This window comes from Psychrobacter sp. UBA3480, from assembly GCF_002377945.1.
Lineage (GTDB): Bacteria > Pseudomonadota > Gammaproteobacteria > Pseudomonadales > Moraxellaceae > Psychrobacter.
In genome coordinates this window covers 169,031-182,247 of record NZ_DFQV01000020.1, presented here as the reverse complement: position 1 = coordinate 182,247, position 13,217 = coordinate 169,031, and the positions used below count along the sequence as shown (strand labels likewise).

The 13,217-nt window shown below is 43.2% G+C and carries 13 protein-coding genes; 3 read left to right on the top strand and 10 right to left on the bottom strand.

The window, feature by feature from the left end; all coding sequences use genetic code 11:
* Window positions 1-349: 349 nt before the first annotated feature.
* Both ompR and B2863_RS08055 read left to right on the top strand, forming a co-directional pair.
* Window positions 350-1,108 (top strand): two-component system response regulator OmpR, encoded by a 759-nt coding sequence (gene ompR / locus B2863_RS08060; protein ID WP_057757943.1) that lies wholly within the window; start codon window positions 350-352, stop codon window positions 1,106-1,108.
* 79 nt (window positions 1,109-1,187) lie between these two features.
* Entirely contained in the window at window positions 1,188-2,447 is a 1,260-nt protein-coding gene (locus tag B2863_RS08055) for a CobW family GTP-binding protein (protein WP_296209099.1), read from the top strand.
* A gap of 252 nt (window positions 2,448-2,699) precedes the next feature.
* On the opposite strand, the gene B2863_RS08050 is transcribed toward B2863_RS08055, so the two are convergent.
* From B2863_RS08050 to ubiG, 4 genes are all read right to left on the bottom strand, one after another.
* Entirely contained in the window at window positions 2,700-2,966 is a 267-nt protein-coding gene (locus B2863_RS08050; RefSeq protein ID WP_101204603.1) for a DksA/TraR family C4-type zinc finger protein, read from the bottom strand.
* A gap of 159 nt (window positions 2,967-3,125) precedes the next feature.
* Complete coding sequence (locus B2863_RS08045) at window positions 3,126-3,962, bottom strand: YciK family oxidoreductase (protein ID WP_296209097.1); 837 nt, start codon at window positions 3,960-3,962, stop codon at window positions 3,126-3,128.
* A gap of 75 nt (window positions 3,963-4,037) precedes the next feature.
* Window positions 4,038-4,748, bottom strand: coding sequence for an HAD family hydrolase (locus B2863_RS08040; RefSeq protein WP_296209095.1), 711 nt, complete (start codon window positions 4,746-4,748; stop codon window positions 4,038-4,040).
* Window positions 4,749-4,815: 67 nt separating this feature from the next.
* Window positions 4,816-5,643 (bottom strand): bifunctional 2-polyprenyl-6-hydroxyphenol methylase/3-demethylubiquinol 3-O-methyltransferase UbiG, encoded by an 828-nt coding sequence (ubiG, locus tag B2863_RS08035; RefSeq protein ID WP_296209093.1) that lies wholly within the window; start codon window positions 5,641-5,643, stop codon window positions 4,816-4,818.
* A 505-nt stretch (window positions 5,644-6,148) separates the two neighbouring features.
* Between ubiG and B2863_RS08030 the strand changes: the two genes are divergently transcribed.
* Window positions 6,149-6,769, top strand: coding sequence for a thiol:disulfide interchange protein DsbA/DsbL (locus B2863_RS08030; protein WP_057757933.1), 621 nt, complete (start codon window positions 6,149-6,151; stop codon window positions 6,767-6,769).
* A 200-nt stretch (window positions 6,770-6,969) separates the two neighbouring features.
* Here the strand turns inward: B2863_RS08030 and yjgA are convergent, their stop codons facing one another.
* From yjgA to pcnB, 6 genes are all read right to left on the bottom strand, one after another.
* Window positions 6,970-7,482: a ribosome biogenesis factor YjgA gene (gene yjgA, locus B2863_RS08025; RefSeq protein ID WP_057757930.1), complete on the bottom strand. Its 513-nt coding sequence runs from the start codon at window positions 7,480-7,482 to the stop codon at window positions 6,970-6,972.
* A 49-nt stretch (window positions 7,483-7,531) separates the two neighbouring features.
* A complete protein-coding gene (gene rapZ, locus B2863_RS08020; protein WP_296209091.1) occupies window positions 7,532-8,497 on the bottom strand; it encodes an RNase adapter RapZ in 966 nt (321 codons plus the stop codon).
* Window positions 8,498-8,548: 51 nt separating this feature from the next.
* The gene (gene panC / locus B2863_RS08015; protein WP_296209090.1) at window positions 8,549-9,451 is read right to left on the bottom strand and encodes a pantoate--beta-alanine ligase; all 903 of its coding nucleotides are present in this window, start codon (window positions 9,449-9,451) and stop codon (window positions 8,549-8,551) included.
* Between the two features lie 57 nt (window positions 9,452-9,508).
* Window positions 9,509-10,309, bottom strand: a complete 801-nt coding sequence (panB, locus tag B2863_RS08010; RefSeq protein WP_296209086.1) for a 3-methyl-2-oxobutanoate hydroxymethyltransferase — start codon at window positions 10,307-10,309, stop codon at window positions 9,509-9,511.
* Between the two features lie 126 nt (window positions 10,310-10,435).
* Window positions 10,436-10,957, bottom strand: a complete 522-nt coding sequence (gene folK, locus B2863_RS08005) for a 2-amino-4-hydroxy-6-hydroxymethyldihydropteridine diphosphokinase (protein ID WP_296209083.1) — start codon at window positions 10,955-10,957, stop codon at window positions 10,436-10,438.
* A 1-nt stretch (window position 10,958) separates the two neighbouring features.
* Complete coding sequence (gene pcnB / locus B2863_RS08000; protein ID WP_296209081.1) at window positions 10,959-13,181, bottom strand: polynucleotide adenylyltransferase PcnB; 2,223 nt, start codon at window positions 13,179-13,181, stop codon at window positions 10,959-10,961.
* Between the last annotated feature and the right edge of the window lie 36 nt (window positions 13,182-13,217).

The window sequence follows — 13,217 nt, the reverse complement described above, 5'->3', positions numbered from 1 at the left end:
TTGCATTATAGCAAAAGCTGCATGAATAAAAATCCTTTTTATCTTTTCGTTATTTATTGCGCATTTTAGGACGCAAATCGTTCTATAACACACATCCTATGGACTTGTTAAACAAACGCATACAGCATTTATTATCATGGGTGATGCAATTCTCGGTGCAATCTTATACACTAAAGTATCAATAACACAAATATTGATATGTGCTGACATATTGAACAATAGTTTTTAATTTTATGAAGTGCTTATTCGTAACCAATAATTAAATAATGATAATTAGTGGCAGTGTTTTTGCTCATAGCTATTTACTTGTAGTTTCTGATAACAATAATTTTTATAAAAGGATGCCTGTATGACTGATAACAACAGCCCTGACACGTTGACTCAGCGTATTTTAGTCGTCGATGACGATGCTCGTCTGCGCTCTTTGTTGCAACGCTTCCTAGAAGACGACGGTTTTGTCGTTCGTACCGCTCATGACGGCAGTCAGATGGACAAACTCATGCAACGTGAGCTTTTCTCTTTGGTCGTGCTTGATTTGATGCTGCCAGGCGAAGACGGTATCAGTATCTGTAAGCGTCTGCGCGAGGACAATGCAGATATTCCTATCATTATGCTGACTGCCAAAGGTGGCGATGCTGACCGTATCGCAGGTCTAGAAGCGGGTGCAGATGATTATCTGCCTAAGCCTTTTAACCCAAAAGAGCTATTGGCTCGTATTAAAGCTGTACTACGTCGTCAAAACCGTGAGTTGCCAGGTGCGCCAAGTCATCAAATGGAAGTGGTCGAGTTTGGTCCATGGACATTAGATTTATCAACACGTACACTTAAACGCGATGGTAACGTAGTCACTTTGACAACAGGTGAGTTTTCAGTACTAAAAGCGCTCGTACAGCATCCACGTGAGCCATTGACCCGTGATAAGTTGATGAACCTTGCCCGTGGTCGTGAATGGGGTGCGATGGAGCGTTCTATTGACGTCCAAGTATCACGTCTGCGTCGTCTGATTGAAGACAACCCTTCACAAGCGCGTTATATTCAGACCGTATGGGGCGTTGGCTACGTGTTCGTTCCTGATGAAGCCGAGGTAGAAACCATCAAGAGTGAATAACTTTTGACTGATCTAATTCCTTTTAATATAGGCCGTGTTTGTTTACTCACAAACACGCGCCAATATGATGAGCCTATTTGTGAAAAACCCAATTATTTTTCAAAACATACCCTGCACGTTAGTGACAGGGTTTTTAGGTGCGGGCAAAACCACCGTAATTAATCAGTTACTGGCTACAAAACCGAATGACGAGCGCTGGGCTCTCTTAATCAATGAGTTTGGCCGTATCGGTATTGATGGTGCACTTCTAACAAGCTCCCAAGCTAACGAGCTTGAGCAAGAAAATATCGCCATTCGTGAGGTCAGTGGTGGCTGTATTTGCTGCACCAGTCAGCTGCCCTTACAAATTGCGATCAGTCGCCTGCTCAGTGACCATCATCCACAGCGATTACTCATTGAGCCCACAGGTTTGGCACATCCACGTGAGCTGATACTACAACTTAGTGCGCCGCATTGGCAAACTGCCCTAAAGATGAATGCGGTGATAACCGTACTGAGTGGCGAGCAGTGGCAACAGATTAAATATCGTGATCATGACGGTTATCAAGCGCATGTCCGTGATGCTGATGTGCTGATAATCAATCGTTATGTCCAATTAGATACGAGCGAAAAACAAGTCTTAGTAGAATGGATAACCAAGCTAAATTCACAAGTAAAAATCATTTGGTCAGTATCAGGGCTAACGGCATCTGAGGCAACAGACTCATCAGAGGTCCATTCATCAGACGTTCATTCCTCAGATAGTCTTGTAGCAGATGCATACTCTAAAACGTTAAACGACCAAATGAATCAGCCTAGCTCTATCATTTCGAATCAACGAAAAGTTAATATCGCTCATCCTAAAAAATCGATGATTGGTTTACAGTCTCAAGCCAATTCTTTATCAACTGTGCCATCATCGAGTGCTTCTACCGATGAGACCGAGGCTCAGGCCAATCCTCAGACCAGTGCTGATAGTGATCTCCCCTATCGCTACCATGAAGAGCAGCAAGATTTTCAATTGGCTGGATGGCGACTACCTGCACACTACATACTAAACGCTGATGATTTACAGAATTGGTTATTAGCCTTGCCAAACTGGCAACGTATCAAAGGCGTGGTGCATACTTCTGATGGCTGGATGCAGATCAATTTTAACCCTGGTAGTCTAACTACTAGAACTATCGACCCACAGACGGATAGTCGATTGGAAATTATTTTGCAATTAGGCAATACTGTCGATACAAATGCTGTCGATAAAGCTACAGAAAAATCAGAAGCTGAGAATGATGCCAAAGCGTCATCAGTATTAATAGATTGGGAAGAGTGCGATCGCGAACTGATGGCGCTGGTCATATAGCAGTAGACATAAAAAAACGAACATTGCTATTTTATCTAGCAATGTCCGCCCTTTCTTTTTTCAACGCAACTAGGGCGTGTCCTCATTTTAAAAATGATGATAAAAATGAGATAAATCGCAGTCAAACAAGGAAAATAGCGCAGATAATATCGAGATATTATTCAGCTATTTGACGCCGTTTGGCAAGATTTAGCCATTTTTAACCCATTTAGATGACTATCGATTGAATTGAGGACACGCCCTAACTATTTTTTAACGCAATTGACTGTCTTTACTACCACGACGATTAAACAGCTCAGCCGCTTTTGCCTCTTGCTCGAGCTCCGTCTGACAGCTAACACAATGCTGAATACCGGGCACTGCCAGTCGCCTTGCCTCTGGAATAGGCTTACCACATTCGTCACACAGCTCAGCACTTACACCTGTCGGTAACGAACGTCGCGCGCGTTCCAATGCATCATTTACCGTTGCATCCATTTGTTCGTGCTCAGCACCATCTCTTGACCAGCCACCTGCCATAATCTTATCCTATTTTTTTATTCATTATAATTAAACAATACAAATGTCTTTAATAACAAATAGATGGGGCTAGCCATGGTTAATTGCAACCTGCGATAGTGTATAAAACCATCAATAAAGAATGACGTCGTTATTTCGACTCAACTTAAAATTTCGCTACTAATCTTTAGGTTGTAGCTTAATGACCTGACCGCGTACGCCAATACTTTCGTCACTCATCAGACAGACATAGCCTGCCATGATATCTTCAGGTGTTTTTAAGCTCATAGGATTTTCACCTGGATACGCATGTGCGCGCATATTGGTACGAGTACCACCTGGATTAACGCAGTTAAAACGTAGATTGGTTGTGTTCTGCGTCTCTTGAGTAAAGATATCACTCATACCTTCTACTGCTTGTTTGGAGAGTGCATAAGCACCCCAAAATGCGCGAGGATGTGTACCTACAGTGCTAGAGGTAAAGACAACAGAGCCATGATCAGCATCTTTTAATAGCGGCAATAGCGCTTGAGTCAGCATAAAAGTCGCTGTGAAATTGACTTTCATCACTTGGGCGAAAGTATCGACATCATACATCTCAAGCGGCGTCAATTGTCCTAATACACCAGCATTATGTAAGATACCATCTAACTGGCCGACTTCTTTATTGATTAGCCCTTCGAGCTGCTGCATTTCAGCGTAAGTCGCCCCTTCTAAGTTCATCGGCAACATAGCAGGCTGCTTACCGCCAAGGCTTTCAATCTCATCGTAGACATATTCAAGCTTGCTACTAGTGCGTCCTAACAATAAGACAGTGGCGCCATAACGAGCATAGGTCAATGCCGCAACGCGGCCTATACCATCCCCTGCACCAGTCACCAAAATAGTCTTGCCATCTAAGCAGTTACTTGACGGTACAAAGCTACGAATATCATCATGAGTCAAAGGCTGAATAGGACTCTGAACAGTTTGTTTATTGTCTTGTGGATCGACTGGTTGATTATTATTGTCACTCATGGCATTGCTCACTACTTATCATTAAATCGTTGAGGATATGTGCTTATGTTTGTAAATCTGGTGATATATAGCAGTCTATAAATACTCAAACTTACCAGACGATAGCAGCAATTTATTTAACTGCTCAGGCGTATCCGTAATATAGTCGGCGCCCCATTTTTTCAAAGACTTTTGATCTTCAGGTGGAATATACCCATAAGCGGCCAAAATCGTTGGCATGCCAGCGGCGTTGCCAGCTTCAATATCACGTACATGGTCACCAACATAGAGTACGCAGCCCGCTGCCCCTCGTGGAATACCCAGTTTTTCTAGCGCCATATACATTGGCTCTGGATCTGGTTTGGTACGTGATACATCATCTGGACAGACCAAAACCGCACAGCGTTGATCCAGTTGCATCTCACTTAATAGCTTTTCGGCCAAATAACGTGGCTTGTTGGTAACGATACCCCATGGCACACCCTTTGCTTCAAGCTCAGTCAGTACCGCTTCAAGCGCCTGAAACACGCAGCTATCGACACAAATATCTGCTTCATAATCATCTAAGAACTGCTGACGAAACTCAAGCAACGCTTCCTCGCTGACTTCGAGTTGATCGTTATGTCTTAGCATCAATTGCACCATGGCCGAGGCACCCGCAGAGACTTGCTCGCGGATTTCCGCTTCAGGCGGTGCCTGCCAATTATTTTCGAGACTCATTTTACCAATGATACGAACAAAATCAGCAGCAGTATCGATTAATGTCCCATCAAGGTCAAATAAAACAGCTTTTACAAATTGGGTCATAGTGGATGCTCTTGAGATTGATGACATGTTTAGTGAAAGTATGGCAAATAAATGGCTGCGTGCAGCATTAAACCAGTGGCTTTTGTACGGCTATCATATAATTAACATCGACATTTTGGGCAAGCCAGTAGCGTTTGGTCAGCGGATTATAATGTAAACCGATAATATCCTGACGAACAAATCCAGTATTAAGGGCCATTTTGTCTAATTCAGCTGGCGTGATAAATTTGGCATAGTCGTGGGTGCCGCGATCAAGCAATCGCAGCACATACTCTGCACCAACGATGGCAAACAGATAAGACTTAGGATTGCGATTAATCGTTGATAGTACACAGACGCCGCCAGGAGCCAGCAACTCATAACAAGCTTGCACAATCGAGCTAGGATCTGGCACGTGCTCTAGCATCTCCATGCACGTCACCACATCAAACTGACCAGCATGTGTTTTTGCCAACACTTCAACAGGTATATGCTGATAACGAAGCGTGCTCTCTAACTGACTTTGCTCTGCATGTAACGCAGCAGCTTTTAGGTTCTCTGTACCTAAATCAATCCCTGTCACATCAGCACCGCGGCGTGCCATAGATTCTGACAATATTCCGCCGCCGCACCCTACATCGAGTACTTTTTTGCCAGCAAGTCCTTGCTCAGCGGTTTTATTAGCAGCGTGTTGATAGCCACGTTTGACGTTTTCTTCTATCCAGTTTAAACGTAATGGATTGATCTCGTGTAGCGTTGCAAACGCCCCTGTGTTGCTCCACCACTCACTCGCCAAGTTATTAAATTTTTCGACTTCGCTAGGATCTACGTTGATGGTGGTAGACTCTGTACTATTGAAAGCGCTATTATTATTTTGATCATTTGAAGTTGATGAAGAATTTAAAGCAGAGCTCATGGTATATTCCTTGATTGTCACTATCGTTATTATCGTTTACAGTGCACGATTATGTGCTTAATATTAGCATGAGAGTAGCAGTTTTGTCGTAAGCACATCGTCACCGATTGTGAATAGGCTCAAACTTTACCCTGTTTTTTGGGCAGTATCTTGATATAGAAAAGATACATATCTTCGTGACAATATCGCATCCTGATACTTTTAAATCTCTTAAATTCCATATAGAAATAAAGCAGACGTTTGAGAAACAGTAGGTTCAGAAAGTAACAAGCAATATACCTTAAATAATAGCTAACAGCTTTACAACTATCGGTTAAGAATGCGATTCACAAGTACATACATTTTACGTTATCATAGTCGATACTTTGCTATTGTTCGATTATACTCGACACTGTCTGGTTTAGACGCTTTAAAAGCTATATATTTTAAAGTGTCACATGTTTAACAACCATATAGACACCAACCTCTTAACCCATTCTAAGTCTCCACACCTCAAGGATAAAGTATGAAACGTGTCATCACACTGACTGGTCTAGCCATGGCCATTGGACTTGCCTCTATGGGCGCACAAGCTGCAGACTATGTCGCTGGAAAAGATTACCGTGTGCTAGACAACCCAGAGAAAATCAGCGGTGATGCTATCATTGTTCGTGAATTCTTTTGGTATGGCTGCCCACATTGTAATGCGCTTAACCCGCACATGGAAAAATGGGCAAAAACCAAAGACAAAGATGTTGCATTCTTCAAGACACCAGCAGCACTTAACCCTGTTTGGGAAGCCAATGCTCGCGGTTTCTATGCGGCTCAGCTTTTAGGCTTTGAAAGCAAAACTCATGACGCATTATTTGACGCTATCCATAAAGATGGTAAAAAACTGTTTGACCAAGCGTCACTAAGCAAATGGTATGCATCAAAAGGTGTTGATGAAAAGAAATTTAACAGCCTATATAACTCGTTCGCTGTTGGTACGAAAATCGGTCGCTCTCAAGAAGGCGCCAAGCGTTATCAAATCACTGGTGTTCCATCTGTCGTGGTACAAGGCAAATATGTAGTAACTGGTGAAAACGCTAAAGTCGCTAAAGTTGTTGACTACTTAGTTGACAAAACTCGCGCTGAAAAGAAATAATTCAAGCCATAAGTACTTGAATAACTCACATGACGTACAGCATATCTGTATGTTGTGCACAAAAAAGCCAATCATATATTGATTGGCTTTTTTGCATCTTAACCTTTTAGCTATACGTCTTTTAATTACTCATTATTTAATTGCTAGTCTTTCAACTAGTAAAATTCTAATTAATAGATTTCAAGCTTGGTATATAGATGTTATTTCTTCAGCTGCGATAAAATAGCCACTTCACGTATATAGCTTGCCAAATCTGCTTTAGATTCTGCCAACAACTCATCATCTTGCATGTGTTTGGCATACTCTATCCACAATAGTAACTGATACATACTGTGGTGCTCAGAAGCTTTATATTGCTTCACAAACTGCTTAAGTGTACCTTCATCATTGATATTTAAACGCTCGTACCAGCTCTCTATTTTTGAGACTTGCTCTTTAGGAAAAAAGGCATCAAACAGTGCTTTTATCAGCTCATGGCGATTCTCTTCAATCATAAGCTTGCCAACACGTTTGGTCTGACGATTACGAGCATTTGCGCTAGTAATATCAGCCAATGCCATTAGCTCTGCCATAAAATAATCACTGGCAGGTAAGGCTTTTAGCTGTTTTTTCGATAAGCTAGCAAGCGGTATAGATAATTGCTGCAAGCGCTCATGGGCTTTTTTGAGTTCTGTGCGCGAAACGCGCATATCCTGTTCTTTCCAGTCGATCATAAAAGCTTTCCAAAATAATAATTAATAAATTAAATAGTGTCTGATATCACTACCAGCGACTTTTTTCGCGGTGTTTTGCCAATACCTTCACGCCTTTAGGCATGGCGTCAGAAAGGCAGCGTTGTAGATGATCAGTGATAAAAACAGAGCGATGTTTGCCGCCTGTACAGCCTATGGCAACCGTGACCGTATGACGATTATTGTGCAAAAACTCTGGTAGCCAACGGGTCAAAAACTTATCGATATCACCCATCATTTCTGCTACTTCTGGATAATCTGAGAAGAATGCGCCTACCTCAGTATCTAGTCCTGTTGAGTCACGTAACTCAGGGTTCCAATGTGGATTCGGTAAAATTCTAACATCGAATACAAAGTCAGCATCGATAGGGCTACCGTATTTAAAACCGAAAGACAGTAGATTGATGACAATCTGATTGTCCATACCTATATGTTCACGCAAACTGTCTTTTAATTGATGAATATTTAGGCTACTGGTATCAATCCTAATATCAGCATGACCAGCAATTGGCTCTAATAGCTCAACTTCTTTTTTGATAGCAGCGGGTAAATTAAAGGCAATATGTTTAGCGTTATCACTATCAATATCTTGTGACATTAGAGGATGTACGCGTCGCGTCGCATTAAAACGGGCTATCAGCGTACTCTCTTGTGCAGTCACATATAAAATTTGTACCGCATGCGACCCATAAGTTTCCTTGAGAGAAGCATATGTCACTGCAAAGTTAGATAAATCCGCACGTGGCGTTCGAATATCGACACCAAGCGCAATACGATGAATGCCGCTTTCATTAACCAGTTTATGAGCAGCATTAGGTAATAAAGACAGCGGCAAATTATCAATAGAGTAATAGCCTAGATCTTCTAAGATATTCAATACTGAGGTTTTACCAGATCCCGAACGCCCTGAGACCACCAATATACTGAGCTTATTCGTAGACGTCTGATCCGCTATCGTTGCTGCTGCATTACTATTTTGATCCTGACTTACACCCATGATCTACTCATCCAAGTCTATTGTATCTAGTCTACTGCTATGTCATAAAAGCTAATTTACCACTACCAACTGATTGTCCAACAAACGCGCTTTTCCTAGCCACGCTGCAACTAAAATAACGATGTTTTTGTTCTCTATATTAAAGGCTTTAGAGTCACTTACGACAGAACCTAACTCCTCAGTCTTTATTTCCAGATAATCAATAATAAAACCTGCGTCACTAATACGTGTCCGCGTATCTACTAATAGCTTATCAAATGCTTGCTGACTAAGAGCCGTACTTTTCAAACGCTGCGCTAATTCTTGCAATGCTTGATGTAATACAGGAGCTACTTGTCGCTCATTTGCACTTAAGTATTGATTGCGCGATGATAGCGCTAAGCCATCATCAGCACGAACAATAGGCGCGCCGATGATATTAATAGGATAACTCAAGTCACGTACCAACTGCTTAATGATAGCAAGCTGCTGATAGTCTTTTTGTCCAAATACTGCCACATCTGGTTGTACGATATTGAATAATTTAGCGACAACAATACCAACACCATCAAAGTGTCCAGGACGTGATTGACCACATAACTGATTGGCAATAGCCCCTGCCAACACAGCAGTAGGTGGTGGTAATACTGGGTACATTGCATCAATGCTAGGTGCAAACACATAATCTGCATCCACTGTCGCAAGCTTAGCTACGTCTGCATCTAATGTACGCGGATAGCTGTCAAAATCTTCCCCAACGCCAAACTGAGTAGGGTTAACGAAGATACTGACCACCACTATATCTGCATGCTGTTTGGCAATTTTTACCAGCTCAAGATGACCGTTATGCAGATTACCCATCGTTGGTACTAACGCAATGCGCTGCTGACAGTCTTGTTTGTCACTTTGTTGACCACGATAAGGCTGCAGCGCTTCACGTAGTGACGAGATATCATGATGAATAATTGGAGACATGATTACTTTTCTTCTATTCAGACGTTCTGTTATTCAATAACTTTAATAACTTCAAAATCAGCTAAATTGGTGCTGCTCAGTCGGGAAGCTACCTTCGCGTACTGACTGCTGATAGAGCGCAAAAGCACCTTCGATACTGTGTGCGCTATTACGCTCATCGGTTAAAAAGTCATGAATAAAACGTGGAACTCGGCCATGCGCCATACCTAGCATGTCATGCATAACCAATACCTGACCATCAGTATCGGCTCCAGCACCAATACCAATAACTGGCACGGCAACAGCTTCAGTAACGGCTTTTGCAAGCGCGGCTGGAACACATTCTAATACTAGCAGTGCAGCGCCAGCGTCAACGACTGCCTTAGCATCTGAAAGTAGTTTATCAGCCGCCTCATCACCGCGACCTTGAATTTTATAACCACCAAACACGTTGACAGACTGCGGAGTCAAACCAAGATGTACACAAGTTGGTGTACCTGCTTGTGCCAAGGTCGTTACCAATTCACAAAGCTCACTGCCGCCTTCGATTTTTATCACATGCGCTCCTGCTTGCATTAGCGTGCGACTATTAGTGACGGCTTCCGGCAATGTCACATAACTCATAAACGGCAGATCAGCCAATATCAACGCGTGTTTGTTACTACGGGCAATATTAGCAGTGTGATAAGCCATATCATTAACTGTCACAGGTAGTGTTGAGTCATGACCTTGTACAACCATGCCCAAGCTATCCCCAATTAAAATCGTATCAATTTCGGCTTTTTCCATCATTCGTGCAAACATCGAGTCATAACAGGTCAAGCAAGTGAACTTGGTACCTTCTTTCTTAAATTTATTTAGAGTAGATAATGTTGTCATATGACCCTCAATTAATCTGCAATGCCTTTGATTATCAATATTTTTACTATCAGAGCTATGCTTGAAATACGTTAGACGAATCTTTCAAACATTTAACGTCTATCACTTAGCATCAATTACTTATAATCAATCGCTTGATAGTAATGTTAAACCTGTCCAATCGCGACTTTGGGAATAGTCACCTATCGACTTACCGGCGATGGTTAAGTTTGGCGCCAATTCTCGCAGTGGTATTAAGACAAAATTGCGCTCACTTAAACCAGCATGCGGTATTGTCAGTGTTGGATCAGTAATCTGTATCTCACCGTATAGCAAAATATCAACGTCCAGACTACGTTCGCCCCAACGGCGTAAACGTGCTCGCTTGGCCATGCTCTCTAACTGCTGACAAAAAGCAAGCAGCTCATAAGGGGTAAGTGTCGTCTCAAAACCAGCCACTGCATTAACAAAATCTGGCTGGTCTTGTGGCCCCATCGGTGCTGAAGCGTAAAAAGAAGATACACTTACTTCGCGTACTTGCTCATATGCTCGCATTACTGCAAGCGCTTGCTGCAAATGATCGGCAGGCGAACCCAGCTCATTAGCGAGGTTGCTACCCAAGCCCACATAACAGGTAACCCAGTTACTATTATCTATACTGTTATCCATATTATACGCTTTCAGTACTAGGCTGACGGCGGCGGCGCTTCGATGGTACAGGGCCTTTGTTATCAGTTATTTTCACAGCAGGTATCTGATCATTCGTATCTTGCTTCGCTTTAGCAGCCTTTGCAGTAGTTGCTTTCACCGATTTCTTGGCTCTCGCAGGTGCAGCGGTTTTTGTCGCGTCTTTACTATCTACTGCCTTGCTACCTACTTCCTTTACACTTTTAGTATCGCTTTTATCAGACGCTTCAACTGCAGGTTTAGGCGCTTTTTTCGCATACTTCGCTGCTGGCTGTGCTTTACCATTACCGCCCTTCGCATCGCTATTGCCTTGTACTTCGATGTTGCTCGCACTATCTACAGTAGGTTGACGACGGCGACGCTTATGCGGAATCGGCTCGTTATTCATACTGACTAACGCAGGTGATCTTGCGATCGAGCGAGTTGGTCTAGCTGACGCTTGAGCTTCTGGCTGGCTGGTATTAGACGGCTGAGTGCTACTATTTACGCGCTCGGCTTTAACCCCTTGCTTTGATGCATCTTGATTGATTGATGCTTGCTTTCGTACAGGTGCTTTGCTGCGCTTCGACGTATCATCAGCTGACAGCTGCTTCTGCAATGGTGGCACAACGTTTTCGTGCTCGATAACAAATAATGGCTTAGGCTTCACCTGCTGACTTGCCGATTGTTTATTATTAGCAAGAGACAACAGCTGTAGCTGAGCAAGCTCGTTATTGTCTTGCTCTACTTGCTGCACGTTGTGTCTTCCGCTGTCAGTGCGGCCAGCTTTAGTTTGGCTTGCAGCACGGCGACGACGGGCTGGAATATTTGACGAATCATTTACCATTGTTTGATCATTTCTACCTTTTTCAGCACGGTCATCGGCTTTGTTTTGCTTTGTACTGTTCTGATTAGGTGCTGCGTTATCAGTAGTCTGTGTTTTTGATTCTTGACGATTACGTCCGCGACCACGTTGCCCTTTTTTATAAGCGCCTCGGCGAATATTTTCATCAAATTCATCAATCGCCTGCTGCTGCTCTTGTTCAGACAAGGTTTGATACGTCTGCCACCAGTCACCCATATCGTTGGTTGACTCTGATAGCGGATGCTCTGCATCACCACATTGCTCACGCAACAACAAAAAGTCAAAGCCCGCACGGAAGCGCGGATGCTCAGATAGCTGGACGATTTGTTTGCTGCGCGGAGCTGCAAGTTTTGGCTGCAATATCCAAATATCACGGATAAATTGCTCAGCAAATTTCGGAATAGCGGTTTTGATACGCTGACGGTCGATGACTTTACCAGCAGCATGCATTTGCGCTTCGGCAAACGGCATATTACGTTTCTTGGCTTTTGCCAATTGATGTAGGTAATTTTCCCACAGTAAGGCAGCATAGAAGAACGCAGGGTTGATACTCTTGCCCGCTGCAATACGCTTATCGGTATTGATAGCTACCTGATTGACTAAAGCGCTTGGCTCAGATGGGGGATAGATAATGAGACTATCAATCGCACCTGACTCAAATAATAGTGGCAATAGGGGTACTAGATAGCCACCGGTAAACATCTTTTGCGTTTCATCATAGAGACGATGCGGTGATATTTGCTCAAGCAGCGCCCAGTTCCCATCATTAAATTGAGCAGACAACGCTTCATCAAACTCAAAACCCAACTTGGCTTTGAAACGTAAGGCACGTAACAAGCGCACAGGATCTTCTTCGATACGTACTGGCGCATTGCCCAATAGACGAATGATTCTGTTATCAATATCATCAAGCGCGCCGCAGAAATCATGGACGATGCCTTTGAGCGGTTGATAATAAAGCGCATTAATAGAGAAATCGCGACGGGAGAAATCTTGTTGAATATCGCCCCAAACATTGTCGCGCAGAATCATACCGTCTTGATTGGTATTAGCATCACTGGTTGGTGGACCACGGAAAGTAGCAACTTCAATCAACTCGCGACCTGAATACACATGCGCTAACTGGAAGCGGCGACCGATAATGCGGCAGCGCTTACCAAAGACATCTTTAATCTCATGCGGCTTGGCATCGGTGACAGCATCAAAGTCTTTCGGGCGCAGACCTAATAAAGTATCGCGCACCCCACCACCGACGATATACGCATCAAACCCAGCACGGGTCAATGTGGCAATCACTTCAGTAATGGAATTGGGTAATTCAGATTTGTTCAGTTCTAACTGCTTGGCGGCACGCTCGGCCATGCATCTACTCCTCGCCGGTATTCTTTAACTACCCCT